Origin of the sequence: Xylophilus rhododendri (genome assembly GCF_009906855.1) — a bacterium.
Taxonomy (GTDB): Bacteria; Pseudomonadota; Gammaproteobacteria; order Burkholderiales; family Burkholderiaceae_C; genus Xylophilus; species Xylophilus rhododendri.
Genome location: NZ_CP047650.1, coordinates 5,002,793 through 5,019,601 on the forward strand (window position 1 = coordinate 5,002,793; position 16,809 = coordinate 5,019,601).

The following is a 16,809-nucleotide window of genomic DNA, read 5'->3' on the forward strand; positions in this document are numbered from 1 at the left end:
TCTGGGGTTTGTCTCCTTGGCGGAGGGCGGAGCTGGGGCTGCGCGCCCCAGACCGCGCTCACTTTCTTTGCTTCGCCAAAGAAAGTAAGCAAAGAAAGGCGACCCAGCTGCGGGAGTCCCCCCTCTTCGAGGGGGGCACGCTGCGGTGCTCGCAAAGGCGGGGTCCACGACAACTCGCTTCGCTCAAACAGGTCGTGGCCCTGATCCGCCTTTGCTCCGCTCCTCGCTCACCCGCAGATGGGACCCGGGGAGCGGGGACAGCCACTGCTTCGCAGGGCGACGGGCCTTCGCTGCGCTCGGCCTCCACTGAAATGCGGCCGATGACAAAGGGCGGTTTATTCAATCAGAGGCCGAGCGAAGCGACGGCCCGTTGCGCTGCGAAGCAGCCGCTGTCCCCGCTCCCGGGTCCCGTGAGCCCGAGAGCGAGGAACGGAGCAAAGGCGGATCAGGGCCACGACCTGTTTGAGCGAAGCGAGTTGTCGTGGACCCCGCCTTTGCGAGTACCGCAGCGGTGCCCGAAGGGCCTCGGGTGTCGGGTCGCCTTTCTTTGCTTACTTTCTTTGGCGAAGCAAAGAAAGTGAGCGCGGTCTGGGGCGCGCTGTCCTGGTCTAATTTCCAAAGACAAGTCGATAGGGGATTCAAACCCCTGAGGACAACTGGAACATGACGAACCGCCTTCCCCGCCGCAGCTTCGACGAGGCCTTCAAGCTTCAAGTCGTCAAGATGATCCGAGAGCAGAACCTGAGCGTGCCACAGGTCTGCAGAGACATGAGCCTGACCGACAGCGCGGTGCGCCGTTGGGTCGAGCAATACGATGCAGAGAGTGCAGGCCAGCCCGGCATTGGCAAGCCTTTGACCGAGGAGCAACGGCGTATTCGTCAGCTCGAAGCAGAGCTGCGGCAACTGCGCCAGGACAACGACATCTTAAAAAAAGCATCGGCCTTCTTCGCCCGGGAACTGAAGTAATCCACCGCGTGATTGCTCAGTGGCAGAAGAAGGCCGAGACAGTTGCAGTGAGCACGCTGTGTCGTGTCTTGAGTGTCAGCCGAGCAGGTTATTACGCAGCGCTTAAACGAGCAGCTCGGCCTGCCGTAATCGAGCCCATTGAGGTGCAATTGAAGGCCGCATTTACAGCGAGCGGGCGCAGTTACGGCAGCCGTCGGTTGCGTGCTGCGCTCGAGGTCCAGGGCATTGACGTTGGCCGCTGGCGCATACGCCGACTAATGCGCGAACACCGCCTGCAGCCAAGCTGGAAGCGCAAATTCGTTCACACCACCGACAGCCGCCACACGCTGCCGGTGGCTGCAAACGTGCTGCAGCGGCAATTCGCGCCAGCCTCGGCCAATCAAGCTTGGGTGGCAGACATCACCTATATCCGGACTCGCAGCGGCTGGCTTTATCTGGCTGCCGTCCTGGACCTGTATTCACGCAAGTTGATTGGCTGGGCTACTGCACCGAGCATGCCGGCAGAGCTGGTCTGTGCGGCTTTGGAGATGGCCATTGGCCAACGAAAACCCAGCCCCGGCTTGATCGTGCATACCGACCGGGGCAGTCAATATGCCAGCGAGCTTCATCGCGACGTACTGCAACGCCACGGCCTGCTGGCCAGCATGAGCGGCAAGGGCAACTGCTGGGACAACGCGGTGATGGAGCGCTTCTTCTTGAACTTGAAGATGGAGCGCGTCTGGCAGCGCGACTACGCCAATCACGCTGAGGCTGCTGCAGACATCGGCGACTACATCGTCGGCTTCTACAACAGCACTCGACTGCATTCGACATTGGGTTATCTGCCGCCCAACGCCTTCGAGCGAAAAATGGCAGCAACACGCCCTATCGAACTGTCCGAAAATTCTTGACCAGGACACGCAGCCCCAGCCCCGCCCTCCGCAGGAGTAACCACCCCGCCCAAAAAACTACCCGTGCAGCAGCCTGGCAGGCCAAGTCACAGTCTGAGGAAAGATCACCATCAAAAACATGACCGCGAACTCCGCGACCATGAAGGGCACCACCCCCCGGGTGACATCATCCATCTTCATCCTGCCCACGCCGGCCACCACGTTCAGCACAGTCCCCACCGGCGGGGTGACAAGCCCGATCGAGTTGTTGATGATAAAGAGCACACCGAAGTACACCGGATCGATGCCCGCCGCCTTGACCACCGGCATCAGCACCGGCGTCAGGATCAGGATGGTGGGCGTCATGTCCATGGCGGTCCCCACCACCATCACCAGCACCATGATGGCCACCATCAGCAGGATGGGACTGCCCATGAAGGGCTGCAGCAGCCCCACCACCTTGCCGGGCAGGTCGGCCACGGTGATCAGCCAGGCGCTGACCATGGCCGCGGCGATGAGGAACATCACGATGGCGCTGGTCTTGGCCGCCGCCACGAACACGTCGCGCAGCTGGCTCAGCTTCAGTTCCCGGTAGATGACGGTGGCCACGAAGAGCGCGTAGGCGGCGGCCACCACCGCGGCTTCGGTCGGGGTGAAGACACCCATGCGCAGCCCCACCAGGATGATCAAGGGCAACAGCAGGGCCCAGAAGGCCTCGCGGGCGGCCTGGCCGATCTCCCTGGCGCTCTTGCGCGGCGGCGGCACGATCTTCTCCCGCCGCACCAGCCAGGCCCAGGTGAACCACAGCGCACCGCCGATCAGCAGGCCCGGCACGATGGCGGCCAGGAAGAGCCTGGAGATCGACACGTTGGCGGCCACGCCGAAGATCACCAGGCCGATGCTGGGCGGGATCACCGGGCCGATCACGCCCACGGCGGCGATCAGGCCGCCGGCACGCGCCTTGTCGTGGCCAGCGCTCACCATCATCGGCAGCAGCAGGGCGGTGAGCGCGGCCGCATCGGCCACCGCCGAGCCCGACAGGGCCGACAGCAGGCAGCCGGCCATGATGGTGACGTAGCCGAGGCCGCCCTTGACATGGCCGACGAGGCTCAGCGCCAGGCCCACGATGCGGCGCGACAGGCCGCCCACGTTCATGATTTCGCCGGCCAGCATGAAGAAGGGCACGGCCAGCAACGGGAAGCTGTCGGCGCCGCCGATCAGGTTCTGCGCCAGGATCTGCGCGTCGAACAAATCGAGGTGCCACATCAGCGCCACGCCGCTGGCCAGCAGGGCGAAGGCGATCGGGATGCCGATGGCCATGGCGGCCAGCAGCGATCCCACGAAGATCAGAATGGTCATGGCTTGCCTTTCGCGGTGTCGCCCAGGATCTGCTGGAGCTGCACCGCTTCTTCCGATTCCTGCACCAGCACCAGTTCGTCGTCGCCCAGCCGGCCGGTGAGCACCCGGAACAGGTCGCGCAGCAGCAGGGCGGCGGCGCACACGGCGAAGACGATGGAGGAGAAATACACCAGCGCCATCGAGGCGCCCGTCACCGGGGCGGTCACGTCCCAGTTGATGCGCGCCTGCGCCACGCTGCCGGTGAAAAGCAGCCAGACGATGAACAGCATCAGCAGATGGCCTGCCACCAGGCAGATGCGTTTGCCCAGCGGCGGCAGTTTCTGCACCACCATGTCCACGCCCAGGTGGCCGTGTTCGCGCAGGGCCACGATGGCGCCCAGGAAGGTCATCCAGATGAAGAGCCAGCGCGAGACTTCCTCGGACATGGTGATGCCCGAGTTGAAGCCGTAGCGCAGCACCACGTTGCCGAAGACCAGCACCACCATCACCGCCAGGCACAGCGCGATGAGGTTCTCGATGCCGCGGCAGATGCGGTCCAGCCAGCGTTCCATGGCCTCAGGCCGCCTTGGCTTGTACGGCCTGCGCGGCCTGGGCCAGCGCCACCACGCCGCGCAGCGCGCAGAGGTAGGACTGCACGCCCAGGCCCATCACCGTGCCTTTCACGGCTGGCGAGATGATGGAGTGGTGGCGCCAGGTCTCGCGGTGCGCCAGGTTGGACATGTGCACCTCCAGCACCGGGAAGGGCATGGCCTTGATCGCGTCGTGCAGCGGCACGCCGTGCTGGGTGAGGCCGGCCGGGTTGACCAGCGCGCCCTGGGCGGTGTCGATGTTGGCATGCAGGAAATCCAGCAGCGCGCCTTCATGGTTGGACTGCAGGATGTCGAGTTCGACATGCAGCTCGCCGGCCAGCGACTGCAGCATCGCGTCGATCTCGGGCAAGGTGGTGGTGCCGTAGATATGCGGCTCGCGGCGGCCGAAGAGGTTGAGGTTGGGGCCGTGGAGGACGAGGATCTTCATGGTGCTTGTGTCCCTGTTGTCGTTGTCGTGTGCTGAAAGCTATTTGGTGACCCGCGCCAGTTCGCTGCTGTAGAGCCTGAAGATGGCGGGGTCGTAGGTGGCGGCGAACCGGTCCGTCACCGGCTTGGAGATGGCGCGCATGCGGGCCTGTTCGGCCGGCGCCACTTCGTTGTATTGCATGCCCTTGGCCTGCAGGTCGGCCACGGCTTTCTGGGCCGCCGCGCGGCTTACCTGGCGCTGGTAGCCGCGGGCTTCGTCGGCCGCCTCGTGCATGAGCTTCTGCTCGGTGGGGGTGAGCTTGTCCCAGAACTTCTTGCTGACCAGCACGATGTTGGCGGCGTACACATGGTTGGTCGCGCTGACGTACTTCTGCACCTCGAAGAACTTGTTCGACAGGATGACGGCGAAGGGGTTCTCCTGGCCGTCCACCGCCTTGGATTCGAGTGCGCCGTAAAGCTCGGCGAAGGGCATGGGCACCGGGTTGGCCTTGAAGGCCTTGAAGGTTTCCAGGAACACCGGGTTGGGGATCACACGCACCTTCAGGCCGTCGAAGTCTTCCGGCCTGGTGACCGGGCGCTTGCTGTTGGTGAGGTTGCGAAAACCCAGGTCCCAGTAGCCCAGCGCCACCAGGCCTTTTTCCGGCAGGCGGGCCAGCAGGGCCTGGCCGAAGGGGCCGTCGAGCAGCGCATCGGCCTGGGCGAAGCTGGTGACGGCGAAGGGGAAATCGATCAGCCCGAATTCCTTGACGATGCCCGCCAGCGAGGTGGTGGCCGGGGCCGACATCTCCTGCACGCCGCCCTGCAGGGCCGACTGCTGCTGCATCTCGTTGCCGAGTTGCGAGGCCGGGAACTCCTGCACCTTCAGCTTGCCGCCGCTCTTGGCCGCGAGCAGCTCGCCGAAGCGCTTCACGCCGAAGCTCACCGGGTGGTCGGCGTTGTTGAGGTGGCCGAAGCGGATGGTGCGTTCGTGGATGTCCTGCGCCGTGGCGGCGCCGGCGCCGAACAGGGCCAGGCAGGCGGCCGCGACGAATGGGCGCACGGCGGCGGTGAGGGCTTTTTTCATGTTGTCTCCAGATGCGGTGGGGCGATCGTAGTCAGAACTGGAAAGTAATTCCAGTTTCCAGATTCGTGGTTTACCCGCGTTAGACTCGATGCCACACCCCGTCAGACTTCGGCCCGATGACCACGTCCACACTCGAACGCTCGCTCAACATCCTCGAATACCTGTCTCGGTTTCCGGAAGGCCGCTCGCTGGCCGCGGTGGCCGCCGCGCTGCAGCTGCCGGCCAGCGCCTGCCACCGGCTGCTGACCGAGCTGGTGCGCTGCAACTACGTCAAGCAGGAGCGGGACTACGGCGACTACGCACTCACCACCAAGCTGGCCGCGGTGGGGCTGTCCTATCTGTCGAACGCGGGCATCGTGGACATCGCCCAGCCGCTGATCGACCGCGCCGCCCAGCTCTCCGGCGAGCTGGCGCGGCTGGCGGTGGTCGATGGCGAGCGGCTGACCTTCGTGGCCAAGGCGCAGGGCGCGCGCGGCGGCCTGCGTTACGACCCGGACATGGGCCTGGACGTGCGCCTGTCCTGCAGCGCGGCGGGGCATGCCTGGCTGGCCACGCTGCCGGATGCGCAGGCCCTGGCCATCGTGGAGCGGCAGGGCCTGGGCCGGCCGGAAGACTTCGGGCCGCGGGCGCCAACCTCCCTGCGGGCGGTGAAGAAATACCTCGCCGATGCGCGGGAGCGGGGTTTCAGCGTGATCGTGGATGTGTTTGCGCCCGGCATGGCGGCGATGGCCGCGGCGGTGCAGCGGGAGGGGGAAGCGGCCCAGGGCGTGATCACCCTGGCCGGCCCGCTGCTGCGGCTGACGGAGGCACGCATGCTGGAGCTGGGGCCGATGCTGGTGGAGGTGGCCCACGAGCTGGCCCTGTCCAGCAGCGCATCGCCGATGATGGGGAAGACCCGGCGCGCTTCCTGAGCTAGCGGGCGAATCGGGTGATCAGCTCGGCCAGCACCTCGGCCTGTTCGACGCTGCTGATGTGTGCGGCGTCGACGGTCTCCAGTCGGGCGCCGACTATCGCCGTTGCGATCTGCTCCGACATGGCGGGCGGCGTCGCCAGGTCCTGTGCTCCGGCGATGACCAGCGTGGGCAGTTGCAGGCCGCGATTGGTCTGGCGGAAGTCGATGGCGGCCACCGCTTCGCAGCTGTCGGCATAGGCCTCGGCGGTGTTGGCCAGCAGGGTCGCGCGCAGGCGCGCCGCGGCTTCCATCCCCATGGCGGTGCGCCTGAAATCCGGCGTCAGCCAGCGTTCCACGGCGCCGTCGGCCACGGCCGATATGCCTTTTTCCCGCACGGTGGCGACACGTGTGGACCAGGGGCTGCGGTCCGGGTAATGCGCCGACGAGTTCACGATGACCAGCCGCTCGACCCGCCCCGGATGCCGCGCCGCCAGTGCCTGGGCCGTCATGCCGCCCATCGACAGGCCGATGAAGGCGCGCGCCTGGCCCTCGGGCTGGCTGGCGATGAGTTCGGCGGCGTCATCCGCCAGGTCTTCCACCGACCAGGGGCCGGGCACCACGGCCGAGCGCCCGTGGCAACGGTGGTCGTAGCGCAGCACGGTGAAGCTGGCCTGCAGCCGCGCGGCCGCCGCGTCCCACATCGAGAGATCCAGGCCCAGGGCATGGCTGAGCACGATGAGCGGGCCGCTGCCGGCTCTTTCGAAATGAAGTGGGGGCATGCTGGATTCAGACATCGAAGAACACGGTTTCGGCCTCGCCCTGCATGTGGATGTCGAAGGTGTAGACCACTTGGCCGCCGCTTTCGCCGCGCCTTGCGATCAGGGTGTGGCGGCGTGCCGGCGGAGCGCTCGACAGTACCGCATCGCCGTCATTGGCGTGCGCCTCGTCGTCGAAGTAGACCCGGGTGAAGGCATGCACCAGCAGGCCGCGCATCGTCACGACCAGGTCGATGTGGGGGGCGCCGCCGTCCGCATTCACGCCGGGCTTGACGGTGTCGAACCAGTACCGGTTCTGCGGATCGGTGCCTGTGCCGCAGCGCCCGAAGCCGCGAAAGCCCATCGCCGCGGCCTGTGCCGGACTGTCCGGATAGGCGCCATCGCCGTCGGGCTGGCTGATCTCGACCATCGCGTCGAACACGGGCTTGCCGTCTCCGTCGAACACCCGGCCCTCCAGCCGGATCCGTTCGCCCCGTGCGGCATCCAGCGCCACGCGGGAATCGAACACCTGACCGAAGTCGTAGCCGTACTGCACCGCCGTCAGTCCGTAGGCGAAGTAGGGACCGACCGTCTGGGAAGGGGTCTGGCCGAAGTTGGTTTTTTGTCCCTGCATCATGTCAGCGGCCCTCGAACGGGGTTTCGTCCGCGCCCCGCAGCACCACGTCGAAGCGGTAGCCCAGGGCGTAGTTCTCCTCGGTCAGGTCCAGGTCGAAATCCGATACCAGGCGGCTGCGCGCATGCTCGGGCGTGCCGGTGTACATGGGGTCGTAGGGCAGCAGCGGGTCGCCGGGAAAGTACATCTGGGTGACCAGCCGGCTGCCGAAATGCGCGCCGAACAGCGACAGGTGGATGTGCTGCGGCCGCCAGGCATTGGGGTGGTTGCCCCAGGGGTAGGCGCCGGGCTTGATGGTGAGGAAGCGGTAGCGGCCCTCGTCGTCGGTGAGGCAGCGGCCGGCGCCGAGGAAGTTGGGGTCCAGCGGCGCGTCGTGTTGGTCGCCCTTGTGCACATAGCGGCCGGCGGCATTGGCCTGCCAGATCTCCACCAGGGTGTTGCGCACCGGGCGCCGCCGGTCGTCCAGCACCTGGCCGGCCAGCACCATGCGTTCGCCGATCGGCTGGCCGTTGCGCTGGGCGTTGCGGGTGAGGTCGTGGTCCAGCGGGCCGATGTCGCCATGGCCGTACACCGGCTGGCGCAGTTCGCCCAGCGCCGCCTTCAGGGGCAGCAGTGGCCGGGTGGGGCCGCGTTTGGCGGTGGAGGCGTAGCCCTGGTAGATGTGGGCCGGATGGCTGTCCCAATCGCGCCGGGAAAGCGTGGGGGTGCTTGTCTCTGTCATCGTGTTCATGCGGGGCACTCTAGGCCGCGGGGATCATGCTGTAAATTGACGGATTCGTTAATTTCAATACGGATCGGTCATTGATGGACAGGCCTCTCACCGATGCCTTCTCGCGCGGCCTGCAGCTGCGCCACATGCGCTGCCTGGTGGCGATCGCGCAGGAGCGCCACCTGGCCCGCGCCGCCGAGCGTCTGGCGGTGAGCCAGCCGGCGGTGTCGCGCATCCTGGCCGAGCTGGAGGCGCTGGCGGGCGTTCGCCTGGTGGAGCGTTCCGACAGCGGACGGCGCGGCATCCGCGGCCTGACGCCGGATGGGGAGCGGCTGCTGCCGCTGGCGCTGCGCATGCTGGAGGCGGTGCAGCAGGCGTCCGCGGCACTGCGGCCGGACATGGGCGATGCGACGGTCCGGCTGCGGCTGGGCGCGCTGCCCAGCGCGGCGCAGTCGCTGGTGCCGGCGGCGCTGGCGCGGCTGCGCGAGCAGGTGCCGGCCCTGCGGCTGGAGGTGCAGGTGGCCGCCAACGACGAGCTGCTGGACGACCTGCGCGCCGGCGCGCTCGACCTGGTGGTGGGCCGCATGAGCGACCCCCGCCTGATGGAGGGCCTGAGTTTCGAGCTGCTGCGCATCGAGCCGCTGATGCTGCTGGTGCGGGCCGACCATCCGCTGGCGCGGCGCAGGCCGGCGCTGCATGCGCTCATCGAATACCCCTGGGTGGTCTACCCCGAAGGCACGGTGCCGCGCCACCACACCGAAAGCCTGCTGGATGCCCGCGGCCTGGGCCTGCCCACCGGGCTGACGCAGACGCTGGACATGGCGGTGGCCCGGGGCCTGGTGATGCGCTCGGACGCGGTCTGGGCCACGCCGGCCGGCGCGGTGCAGGACGACATCGCCGAGGGCCGGCTCAAGGCGGTGCTGGTGGATGCGGCCGGCACCGAGGAACCGGTGGGCCTGCTGCGCCGCCGCGATGTGGCGCTGCCGCCGGTGGCCGAGACCCTGGCCGCCCTGCTCAGGCGCGGCGCGCTGCCGGCCAAGGGGGCGCGGCGCGGCCGTGCCCGGGCGCCGGCCTGATCAGGGCTGGTAAGGCTCCAGCAGGCCCTTGTCCCGCAGGATGCCGCTGGCGATGCCGAAGGCATGGTTGGCCACGGGAATGCCGCAGTAGATGGCGGCCATCTGGATGACTTCCTTGATGTCGTCCGGGGTGAGGCGCGAGTCCTCCGGCGCATCGAGCGCCGCGCGCACATGCAGCGCGAATTCCTCGTAGGCATGGATGCCCAGCATCATCGACAGCACCATGAAGCGGCGTGTCCTGTCGCCCAATGCCGGCCGGCCCCAGATGTCGTTCCAGGCATGGCGGGTGATCATGTCCTGGAACTCGGCATTGAAGGTGCTTCGCTTGGCCAGGGACTGGTCCACCCAGGCATCGCCGAGGATGCGGCGGCGGTTGACGAGTCCGGCTTCGAATTCCTGCTGGCTGTGTTCCTGGCTCATGTCGGTGTCCTGTTTTGGTTGATGGCTAAGGCTTGGTCGGTGTTCAGGCGCCGGACCTGGTCGCGCGCCAGCGATCCGGCCTGGAGGGCCAGGGCCGGCGAGAACCATTCCTCGGCGGCCTCGGCGGGGATCTGCTGGCGCAGGGTCTCGATGTTGGCACGCATGCGGGCGGCATCCACCACCAGGCCGGGCAGGGCGCCGGCCATGGCCTGCACGCTGCCATGCACCGCCAGCACCAGCTGCGGCCAGGTGGCCAGCTCGGCCTGCCAGGGGCCGAGGGCCCGCTCGTGGACCTGCGTCATCGCCCCGAGCAGGGTGGCGACGAGGCCGGGCACACGCGCCGCAGCGGCCAGGGCCACCATCGAGGCCACCGGGTTGCGTTTGTGCGGCATGGCGGACGACCCGCCCCGGCCTTCTTCCGTAGGCTCGCTGATCTCGCCGACTTCGAACTGGCTCATCAGCGCGATGTCGCCCGCGATCTTGCCCAGGCTGCCGGCGACCACACCCAGCTCGCAGCCCAGCAGCACCCACAGGTCACGCTGGGTGTGCCATGCGCCATGGGGTTCCGTCAGGCCCAGCGAGGCCGCCATGCGCTTGGCCACGGCCGGGCCCTGGCCCTGCATCTGCGCCAGCGTGCCCACCGCGCCGCCCAGTTGCAGTTGCAGCGCCCGGTCGGCTGCCGCGCCCAGGCTGGCCAGGCTGCGCACCAGCGGCGCCGCCCAGTTGGCGGCCTTCAGGCCCAGGCTTGTGACCGAGGCGGGCTGCATCAGGGTGCGTGCCAGCACGGGCGTGTCCGCATGGCGGACGGCGAGGGCGAGCAGGGCTTGCGCGGCACTGCGCAGGTCGGCGATCAGCAGGTCTATGGCGCGGCGGCTGAGCAGGGCCATGGCGGTGTCGATCACATCCTGGCTGGTGGCGCCCAGGTGCACATGCGGCAGGGCGGCCGGATCGGCCTCATGCACCCGCTGCTTGAGCGCCTTCACCAGCGGGATCGCCACGCTGCCGGCCCGGCCGCTGTCGCGGGCGATCTGGCCGGTGTCGAAGGCATCGAGGTCGGCGCAGACGCGCTGGATGAGCGCGCTGGCCGAGGCCGGCACCAGGCCTTCGGCGGCCTGTGCTTCCACGAGCGCGGACTCGAAGGCCAGCATCGCGGCGACGAAGTTGCGGCCTTCGAAAACATCCAGGCTGGCGGGAGCGGAGAGGAAGGCGTCGAAGAGGTTCATGTCGCGGTGTGGGCGTGCGGCGGGGATGGATGGGCCGAGGGCGCGCATTGTGCGCCCCGGCGCCGATGCCCGCTCAGCCCGCGTCCTGCGCGGTGTTGCTGTGCGCGAGCCGGTAGAGGCCGCGTATCGCCCGGCTTCCAGCGGCGCTGCCCGCCGCCTGCAGTGCCTCGTCGCCCAACTCGTCCGCCGCCAGGGCCTGCAGTGCGGCCAGCTCGTATCCGCAGGCCAGGAAGATCCAGTCGGCCGCCTGATCGGCACCGCCGCGGATCTGCTGTTCGGTGGTTGCGGCCATCGCCGGGGTGCGGGTCTGCAGCAGGTGGCCGGCGGTGCTGCCGGGGCGCAGGGCGATGTCCTGCGCCAGCGCCGAGAGCTTCTGCCGCAGCCGGTCTTCAGCGCCTTCGGCCGGCGTCAGCCGCACCGTCAGCACATGGCCGGCCAGGGCGCCGCCGTGGCTGGCCAGCACCCGGCACTGGCTGCGCACCATCTGCCGGTGATGCGGCATCAGCCGGGTGGACCAGGGCGTGGGTGCGTTCAGCCGCGCCAGGTAGCCGGGGGAGCTGAGGGTGTCGTAGTCCTGCAGTTCGTACAGCACGAAGAAGCCTTCGCCGCCCTCGGCCGAAGCCCAGCGGGAGCCGCGCTGGAAGCCCGGCACGCCCATGCGTTCAGGGAAGTGTTCGTGGCTGTGCCAGTGTTCGAATTCGGCGCGCATCTCGCCCGCCATGTCCCACCACATGGCGATGGCGGCCTCACCCAGCAATGCCATGGCGCGGCCTCACTTGCCGCCGCGCAGGCGCGCGAGTTCGGCGTTGACCTGCTGCATCAGGCCTTCGCCGATCTCGCGGGAGAACTTGTCGACCACCGGCTGCACCTTCTGCCGCAGGCGTTCGGTCTCGGCCGGCGTGACATCGTTGACCTGCATGGTCTTGCGCAGGTTGTCGATGGACTGCTTCTCGGTGGCCTGGGCCACCTTGCGCTCTTCCTGCTTCGCCTCTACAGCGGCCTCTTCGATCACCTTGCGCTCGGCGGCGTTCAGGCCGTCCCAGGTCTTCTTGCTCATCAGCACCGGCATGCCGGTGTAGACATGGCGGGTCAGCGAAAGGTATTTCTGCACCTCGGCGAACTTGGCGGATTCGATCACGCCGACCGGGTTGTCCTGCCCGTCGATCGCCTTCGATTCGAGTGCGCCGTAGACCTCGCCGAAGGTCATGGGCACCGGGTTGGCGCCGAGCGCGGAGAACATCTCCAGGTAGATCGGCGAGGCGATGGCGCGCATCTTCAGGCCCTGCAGGTCCTCCGGCCGGGCGATGGGCCGCTTGCTGTTGGTCATGTTGCGAAAGCCCAGGTCCCAGATGCCCAGGCCGACGATGCCGCGCTCGGCCAGGCCCGCCTGCAGCCGGGTGCCGATGGGGCCGTCGGAAATCGCCCAGGCCTCCTGCGGCGTGGTGAAGAGGAAGGGCAGGTCGAAGACGGTGAACTGCTTGTCGATGCCGGCCAGCAGGCCGGTGGCCATGGAGGCGAAATCCAGCGTGCCGCCCCGCACCGCCGACAGGTTCTGCTGGTCGCTGCCCAGCACCGCGTTGCCGAACAGGGCCACCTTCATCCTGCCGCCGCTCTTCTGCGCCACCAGGTCGGCGAACTTCTGCGCGCCCACGCCCAGGGGATGGTCCTTGGCGAGGCTGAAGGCGAACTTGAGGTTGCGCTCGCGGATGGTGTCCTGCGCCAGGGCCGGCAGGGCACAGACGGCCAACGCGGCTGCGGCCAGGGTGGCCAGAACCGTGCGGCGGACGCTCGATGGTGTGTGCATGTCTCTTCCTTGTGTTGGCCGTCTTGGAGTGCGGCGGGCGCATGATAAACACGTTTTCTGAACGACATTCAACTTTATGAGAGCGTTCAAATTTTGAAAGCCTGCGTATGATCCGGCCCTCCTTTTAGACACGACGAGACAAGCCATGAGCGGAGCACTGCAGAAGTCGCTGGCCATCCTGGAATACCTGGTGGCCCACCCGGACGGCGTGGCGCTGGCCCGCATCAGCACCGAACTCAACATGCTGCGCAGCGGCTGCCACCGCACGCTGGGCGAGCTGATCGGCTACGGCTATGTGCGGCAGATGCCGCAGAAGGGCGACTACGCGCTGACCACCAAGCTCGCCTCGATGGGCCTGAGCTTCCTCAGCCGCTCGGGCGTGGTCGATATCGCCCAGCCGGTGATAGACCGGCTGGCCGGCTCCACCGAGGAGCTGGTGCGCCTGGCCATCGTGGACGGCGAACGCCTGACCCTGGTGGCCAAGGCGCAGGGCGCCCGATCGGGCCTGCGCTACGACCCCGACATGGGCATAGACCTGCGCCTGTCCTGCAGTGCCGCCGGCCAGGCCTGGCTGATGACCCTGCCGGAAGACGAGGCCCTGGCCCGGGTGTCGCGCCAGGGCCTGGGCAGCCCGCGCGAGTTCGGCCCCAACGCGCCCACCAGCATGAAGGCCTTGCTGGCCCTGCTGCGCACGCATGCCAGGCGCGGCTACAGCGTCATCCAGGACGCCTATGCGCCGGGCATGAGTTCCATGGCCGCGCCGGTGCGGCGCCAGGGCGAGCCGGCGACCGGGGTGATCGTGGTGGCGGGGCCGTCTGCCCGGCTCACCGCGAAAAGCATGGCGCGTTTCGGTCCGGATCTGCTGGCGGCGGCCCACGAACTGGCTCTGTCCGGCGATGCTTCGTCGCTGCTGAAGGCGGCCAATGTGGGGACCTGGGGCAATGCGGGGGCGGGCAGTAGCCGCGCGGATGAGGACCCGGGGCCGCGCTATGCGGCGCAGGACCTGGAGAACGAGTCCATCTCACGCACGAAGGAAGCATCCAGCTCATCGAGCCGGTTGATCCCCAGCAGCGCCATGTTGCGGTGGATCTCCGTGCGCAGGATGCCGACCGCATGCGCGACGCCGGCCGCACCGGCCACGGTCGAGGCGTACTGGAACGAACGTCCGAGGAAGACGCAGCGCGCGCCCAGCGCCAGCGCCTTCATCACATCCGTGCCGCGCCGGATGCCGCTGTCCATCATCAGGGTCACGTCCGGCACCGCCCGGGCGATCTCGGGCAGCACCAGCAGGGGCGACACGGCGCCGTCCATCTGCCGGCCGCCATGGTTAGACACCACGATGCCGTCCACGCCGCAATCGCGCGCCGTCACCGCGTCCTGCCAGCGCAGGATGCCCTTCACCACCAGATCGCCCTTCCACAGGGAGCGGATCAGCCGCAGGTGCTCCCACGAGAGGTGGTCGCGCCCCAGCGATTCGCGCTGCGCGGTGGCCGACAGGATGGGCGTGCCGCGTTCGGCCCGCCAGTTCTCGAAGTGCGGCATGCCGTGCCGGGCCAGGGTGCGCAAAAAGGTGCCGCACAGCCAGGCCGGGTGGCTGACGCCGTCCCAGACCAGGCGCAGCGAGGGCCGCAGCGGCGAGGTGAAGCCGTTGCGCACATAGCGGTCCGGGTTCACCGCCACCGGCAGGTCGACCGTGAGCACCAGGGTCTTGAAGCCGGCGATGCGCACCCGCTCGATCAGGGCTTCCACCCGCGCCGCCTCGCCCGGCATATAGGCCTGGAACCAGGTGGCGGGCGCCGCCGCGGCGATGTCTTCCATGCGGATCAGCGATGCTCCGCTCATCACCGCCGGCACCCGCTGCTCCTGCGCGGTGCGCGCCAGCACCAGGTCGCCGCGGTAGCACCACATGGCCGCGATGCCCACCGGCGAGATGCCGAAGGGCGAGTCGTATTCCTGGCCGAAGAGGGAGATCTTCTGCGAGCGCTCCGCCACGCCTTCGAGCATGCGCGGCACGAAACCGTAGCGTTCGAAGGCCCGGCGGTTGTTGTGCAGCGTGCTTTCGTCGTCGGCGCCGTTGTGGATGTAGCTGAACAGCTGGCGGGGCAGCTTCTTGCGCGCGAGCGGCTCGAAGTCGTGCAGGGCGTGGATATCTTTCAGGTGGCGGGACATGCAGCGGCTACAGCGGTGGGGTCGCAGCACTATAGGGGGCGCCCCAGGCCCGGGCTAGGGGAAATCGGCATAACAGACATGGGTCGATTCCGGTGCGCGGCGCGATGGGCCGGCCTAAACTGCCGCCGCCGATCACATTCCAAGGAAAACAGCACATGTCCGCATCCACCGAATCCAGCGCATCCCAGGCCCGGCAGCGCACCGGCGGCAAGGCCCTGGTCGAATCGCTGCAGGCGCATGGCGTGGACCGCGTGTTCTGCGTGCCCGGCGAGAGTTATCTCGAAGTGCTGGATGCCCTGCACGACGCGCCCGACATCCATCTCGTCGTCGCCAAGCACGAGGGGGGCGCGGCCAACATGGCCGAGGCCGATGGCAAGCTCACCGGGCGTCCCGGCATCTGCATGGTGACCCGCGGCCCGGGCGCCACCCATGCCAGCATCGGCGTGCACATCGCCCAGCAGGACTCCACGCCGATGATCCTTTTCGTCGGCCAGATCAGCCGCGAGCATGTAGGCCGCGAGGCCTTCCAGGAGGTCGATTACCAGGCGATGTTCGGCGGGCTGGCCAAGTGGGTGGTGGAGATCACCGATGCCCAGCGGGTGCCCGAGATCCTGGCGCGCGCCTTCCATGTGGCCACTTCGGGCCGGCCGGGGCCGGTGGTGGTGTCGCTGCCGGAGGACATGCTGGTCGAGGCCTGCACCATCCCCGTCTGCGTGGCCGCGCCCACGCAGCAGGCCGGCATCGCGCCGGCGGTGCTGGAGCGCATCGGCCAGGCCCTGTCGGCCGCGCGCCAGCCGCTGCTGATCGTGGGCGGCGGCAGCTGGAGCCAGGCGCACAGCCGCGACCTGCAGGCCTTCGCCAGCCACTGGAAACTGCCGGTGGCCGTGTCCTTCCGCCGCCAGGATGCGCTGGACAACCGCCATCCGAACTACGTCGGCCACCTGTCCCTGGGCATGAACCCCAAGCTGCGCCAGCGTTTGCTCGATTCGGATCTGATCCTGGCCATCGGCACCCGCCTGGGCGATATCGCCACCGACGGCTACACCCTGCTCGAGGTGCCGGCGCCGAAGCAGCAGCTGATCCATGTGCATGTGGATGCCGCCGAGCTGGGCCGGGTCTACCAGCCCGTCATCGGCGTGCAGGCCGACATCGGCCAGGCGCTGGCCGGTCTGGCCACGCTGGCCGCGCCGCCGCAGATCGGCTGGGCCGAATCCACCCGCAGCGCACGCGCCGACCATGAGGCCTTCAGCCGCGCGCCCGCGCTGGCCGCCGACTTCGAAGGCGTGGACATGACGGCCGTCGTGCAGCACCTGACGGCGCAGATGCCCGACGACCTGGTGGTGACCAACGGCGCCGGCAACTACTCGGTGTGGGCGCACCGCTTCCACGAATACCGCCAGCCGCACACCCAGCTGGCGCCCACCTGCGGCGCCATGGGCTACGGCCTGCCGGCGGCGGTGGCCGCGGCGCTGCGCGATCCGGCGCGGCCGGTGGTGTGTTTCGCGGGCGATGGCTGCTTCCTGATGTACCCGCAGGAACTGGCCACGGCGGCGGAATACGGCGCGAACTTCCTGGTGCTGGTGGTCAACAACGGCATGTACGGCACCATCCGCATGCACCAGGAAAAACACCATCCCGGCCGCATCAGCGGCACCCGCCTGAAGGGGCCGGACTATGTGGCGCTGGCCAAGGCCTTCGGTGCCTTCGCCGAGCAGGTCGGCCGCACCGAGGACTTTCCCGCCGCGCTGGCACGGGCCCAGGCCCATGGCGGCCTGGCGCTGATCGAGCTGCTGACCGATCCGCGCCAGATCACGCCGGGCGCGCGGCTGGCGGCCTGAGCGTTCGCAAGGTCCT

The 16,809-nt window shown here is 68.3% G+C and carries 17 protein-coding genes and 2 pseudogenes; 6 read left to right on the forward strand and 13 right to left on the reverse strand.

Annotated features, from left to right (window positions below):
- The first annotated feature begins 663 nt into the window (after window positions 1-663).
- Window positions 664-1,856, forward strand: a protein-coding gene (locus tag GT347_RS23150; RefSeq protein WP_160550549.1) for an IS3 family transposase whose coding sequence is annotated in 2 segments (ribosomal slippage) — window positions 664-937 and window positions 937-1,856 — 1,194 coding nt in all. Because the reading frame shifts where the segments join, the coding sequence is not laid out codon by codon here.
- Between the two features lie 57 nt (window positions 1,857-1,913).
- On the opposite strand, the gene GT347_RS23155 is transcribed toward GT347_RS23150, so the two are convergent.
- The 4 genes from GT347_RS23155 to GT347_RS23170 are packed head-to-tail and all read right to left on the reverse strand — an operon-like array spanning window position 1,914 to window position 5,273.
- Window positions 1,914-3,194, reverse strand: coding sequence for a TRAP transporter large permease subunit (locus GT347_RS23155; protein ID WP_160554434.1), 1,281 nt, complete (start codon window positions 3,192-3,194; stop codon window positions 1,914-1,916).
- Window positions 3,191-3,745, reverse strand: coding sequence for a TRAP transporter small permease (locus GT347_RS23160; protein WP_160554435.1), 555 nt, complete (start codon window positions 3,743-3,745; stop codon window positions 3,191-3,193). The genes GT347_RS23155 and GT347_RS23160 overlap by 4 nt, the downstream gene beginning before the upstream one ends.
- A 4-nt stretch (window positions 3,746-3,749) precedes the next feature.
- Window positions 3,750-4,211 (reverse strand): type II 3-dehydroquinate dehydratase, encoded by a 462-nt coding sequence (locus GT347_RS23165; protein ID WP_160554436.1) that lies wholly within the window; start codon window positions 4,209-4,211, stop codon window positions 3,750-3,752.
- 39 nt (window positions 4,212-4,250) lie between these two features.
- Entirely contained in the window at window positions 4,251-5,273 is a 1,023-nt protein-coding gene (locus GT347_RS23170; protein ID WP_160554437.1) for a TRAP transporter substrate-binding protein, read from the reverse strand.
- 116 nt (window positions 5,274-5,389) lie between these two features.
- Here GT347_RS23170 and GT347_RS23175 point away from each other — a divergent pair, with 116 nt between their 5' ends.
- Window positions 5,390-6,184, forward strand: a complete 795-nt coding sequence (locus GT347_RS23175; protein WP_160554438.1) for an IclR family transcriptional regulator — start codon at window positions 5,390-5,392, stop codon at window positions 6,182-6,184.
- A gap of 1 nt (window position 6,185) precedes the next feature.
- Here GT347_RS23175 and GT347_RS23180 read toward each other — a convergent pair whose 3' ends face one another.
- Genes GT347_RS23180 through pcaH form a run of 3 tightly spaced genes read right to left on the reverse strand, consistent with a single transcriptional unit; the run spans window position 6,186 to window position 8,275 of the window.
- On the reverse strand, window positions 6,186-6,944 hold the full coding sequence (locus tag GT347_RS23180) for an alpha/beta fold hydrolase (RefSeq protein ID WP_160554439.1): 759 nt from the start codon (window positions 6,942-6,944) through the stop codon (window positions 6,186-6,188).
- Window positions 6,945-6,951: 7 nt separating this feature from the next.
- Window positions 6,952-7,557, reverse strand: coding sequence for a protocatechuate 3,4-dioxygenase subunit alpha (gene pcaG, locus GT347_RS23185; protein ID WP_160554440.1), 606 nt, complete (start codon window positions 7,555-7,557; stop codon window positions 6,952-6,954).
- 1 nt (window position 7,558) lies between these two features.
- Window positions 7,559-8,275 carry a protocatechuate 3,4-dioxygenase subunit beta gene (pcaH, locus tag GT347_RS23190; RefSeq protein WP_407704171.1) on the reverse strand — a complete coding sequence of 239 codons (717 nt, stop codon included), beginning with the start codon at window positions 8,273-8,275 and terminating at the stop codon, window positions 7,559-7,561.
- A gap of 83 nt (window positions 8,276-8,358) precedes the next feature.
- Between pcaH and GT347_RS23195 the strand changes: the two genes are divergently transcribed.
- Complete coding sequence (locus GT347_RS23195; protein WP_160554442.1) at window positions 8,359-9,339, forward strand: LysR substrate-binding domain-containing protein; 981 nt, start codon at window positions 8,359-8,361, stop codon at window positions 9,337-9,339.
- Here the strand turns inward: GT347_RS23195 and GT347_RS23200 are convergent, their stop codons facing one another.
- From GT347_RS23200 to GT347_RS23215, 4 genes are all read right to left on the reverse strand, one after another.
- Entirely contained in the window at window positions 9,340-9,759 is a 420-nt protein-coding gene (locus tag GT347_RS23200) for a carboxymuconolactone decarboxylase family protein (RefSeq protein ID WP_160554443.1), read from the reverse strand.
- The gene (locus tag GT347_RS23205) at window positions 9,756-10,982 is read right to left on the reverse strand and encodes a lyase family protein (protein ID WP_160554444.1); all 1,227 of its coding nucleotides are present in this window, start codon (window positions 10,980-10,982) and stop codon (window positions 9,756-9,758) included. The genes GT347_RS23200 and GT347_RS23205 overlap by 4 nt, the downstream gene beginning before the upstream one ends.
- 73 nt (window positions 10,983-11,055) lie before the next feature.
- On the reverse strand, window positions 11,056-11,745 hold the full coding sequence (locus GT347_RS23210; protein ID WP_160554445.1) for a hypothetical protein: 690 nt from the start codon (window positions 11,743-11,745) through the stop codon (window positions 11,056-11,058).
- Window positions 11,746-11,754: 9 nt separating this feature from the next.
- Complete coding sequence (locus GT347_RS23215; protein WP_160554446.1) at window positions 11,755-12,786, reverse strand: TRAP transporter substrate-binding protein; 1,032 nt, start codon at window positions 12,784-12,786, stop codon at window positions 11,755-11,757.
- Window positions 12,787-12,931: 145 nt separating this feature from the next.
- Here GT347_RS23215 and GT347_RS27980 point away from each other — a divergent pair.
- Window positions 12,932-13,030: pseudogene (locus tag GT347_RS27980) on the forward strand (IclR family transcriptional regulator); the annotation flags it as partial.
- A 77-nt stretch (window positions 13,031-13,107) separates the two neighbouring features.
- Here GT347_RS27980 and GT347_RS27985 read toward each other — a convergent pair.
- Window positions 13,108-13,236 (reverse strand): hypothetical protein, encoded by a 129-nt coding sequence (locus GT347_RS27985; RefSeq protein ID WP_326830367.1) that lies wholly within the window; start codon window positions 13,234-13,236, stop codon window positions 13,108-13,110.
- Here GT347_RS27985 and GT347_RS28100 point away from each other — a divergent pair.
- Window positions 13,187-13,609 (forward strand): annotated as a pseudogene (locus tag GT347_RS28100) (IclR family transcriptional regulator domain-containing protein); the annotation flags it as partial. The gene GT347_RS27985 and the pseudogene GT347_RS28100 sit on opposite strands and share 50 nt — an antisense overlap.
- A 164-nt stretch (window positions 13,610-13,773) precedes the next feature.
- Here GT347_RS28100 and GT347_RS23225 read toward each other — a convergent pair.
- Window positions 13,774-14,955 carry an alpha-hydroxy acid oxidase gene (locus tag GT347_RS23225; protein ID WP_160554447.1) on the reverse strand — a complete coding sequence of 394 codons (1,182 nt, stop codon included), beginning with the start codon at window positions 14,953-14,955 and terminating at the stop codon, window positions 13,774-13,776.
- Window positions 14,956-15,110: 155 nt separating this feature from the next.
- Here GT347_RS23225 and GT347_RS23230 point away from each other — a divergent pair, with 155 nt between their 5' ends.
- The gene (locus GT347_RS23230; RefSeq protein WP_160554448.1) at window positions 15,111-16,793 is read left to right on the forward strand and encodes a thiamine pyrophosphate-binding protein; all 1,683 of its coding nucleotides are present in this window, start codon (window positions 15,111-15,113) and stop codon (window positions 16,791-16,793) included.
- Window positions 16,794-16,809: the final 16 nt, after the last annotated feature.

Bases quoted from the DNA above. Each gene is read 5' to 3' on its own strand.
- GT347_RS23205 (WP_160554444.1), bottom strand. From the start codon at position 10,982: ATGAACCTCTTCGACGCCTTCCTCTCCGCTCCCGCCAGCCTGGATGTT.
- pcaH (WP_407704171.1), bottom strand. From the start codon at position 8,275: ATGACAGAGACAAGCACCCCCACGCTTTCCCGGCGCGATTGGGACAGC.
- GT347_RS23210 (WP_160554445.1), bottom strand. From the start codon at position 11,745: ATGGCATTGCTGGGTGAGGCCGCCATCGCCATGTGGTGGGACATGGCG.
- pcaG (WP_160554440.1), bottom strand. From the start codon at position 7,557: ATGATGCAGGGACAAAAAACCAACTTCGGCCAGACCCCTTCCCAGACG.
- GT347_RS23165 (WP_160554436.1), bottom strand. From the start codon at position 4,211: ATGAAGATCCTCGTCCTCCACGGCCCCAACCTCAACCTCTTCGGCCGC.
- GT347_RS23200 (WP_160554443.1), bottom strand. From the start codon at position 9,759: ATGAGCCAGGAACACAGCCAGCAGGAATTCGAAGCCGGACTCGTCAAC.
- GT347_RS23195 (WP_160554442.1), top strand. From the start codon at position 8,359: ATGGACAGGCCTCTCACCGATGCCTTCTCGCGCGGCCTGCAGCTGCGC.
- GT347_RS23160 (WP_160554435.1), bottom strand. From the start codon at position 3,745: ATGGAACGCTGGCTGGACCGCATCTGCCGCGGCATCGAGAACCTCATC.
- GT347_RS23180 (WP_160554439.1), bottom strand. From the start codon at position 6,944: ATGCCCCCACTTCATTTCGAAAGAGCCGGCAGCGGCCCGCTCATCGTG.
- GT347_RS23230 (WP_160554448.1), top strand. From the start codon at position 15,111: ATGTCCGCATCCACCGAATCCAGCGCATCCCAGGCCCGGCAGCGCACC.
- GT347_RS23215 (WP_160554446.1), bottom strand. From the start codon at position 12,786: ATGCACACACCATCGAGCGTCCGCCGCACGGTTCTGGCCACCCTGGCC.
- GT347_RS23225 (WP_160554447.1), bottom strand. From the start codon at position 14,955: ATGTCCCGCCACCTGAAAGATATCCACGCCCTGCACGACTTCGAGCCG.
- GT347_RS23170 (WP_160554437.1), bottom strand. From the start codon at position 5,273: ATGAAAAAAGCCCTCACCGCCGCCGTGCGCCCATTCGTCGCGGCCGCC.
- GT347_RS23175 (WP_160554438.1), top strand. From the start codon at position 5,390: ATGACCACGTCCACACTCGAACGCTCGCTCAACATCCTCGAATACCTG.
- GT347_RS27985 (WP_326830367.1), bottom strand. From the start codon at position 13,236: ATGGCCAGGCGCACCAGCTCCTCGGTGGAGCCGGCCAGCCGGTCTATC.
- GT347_RS23155 (WP_160554434.1), bottom strand. From the start codon at position 3,194: ATGACCATTCTGATCTTCGTGGGATCGCTGCTGGCCGCCATGGCCATC.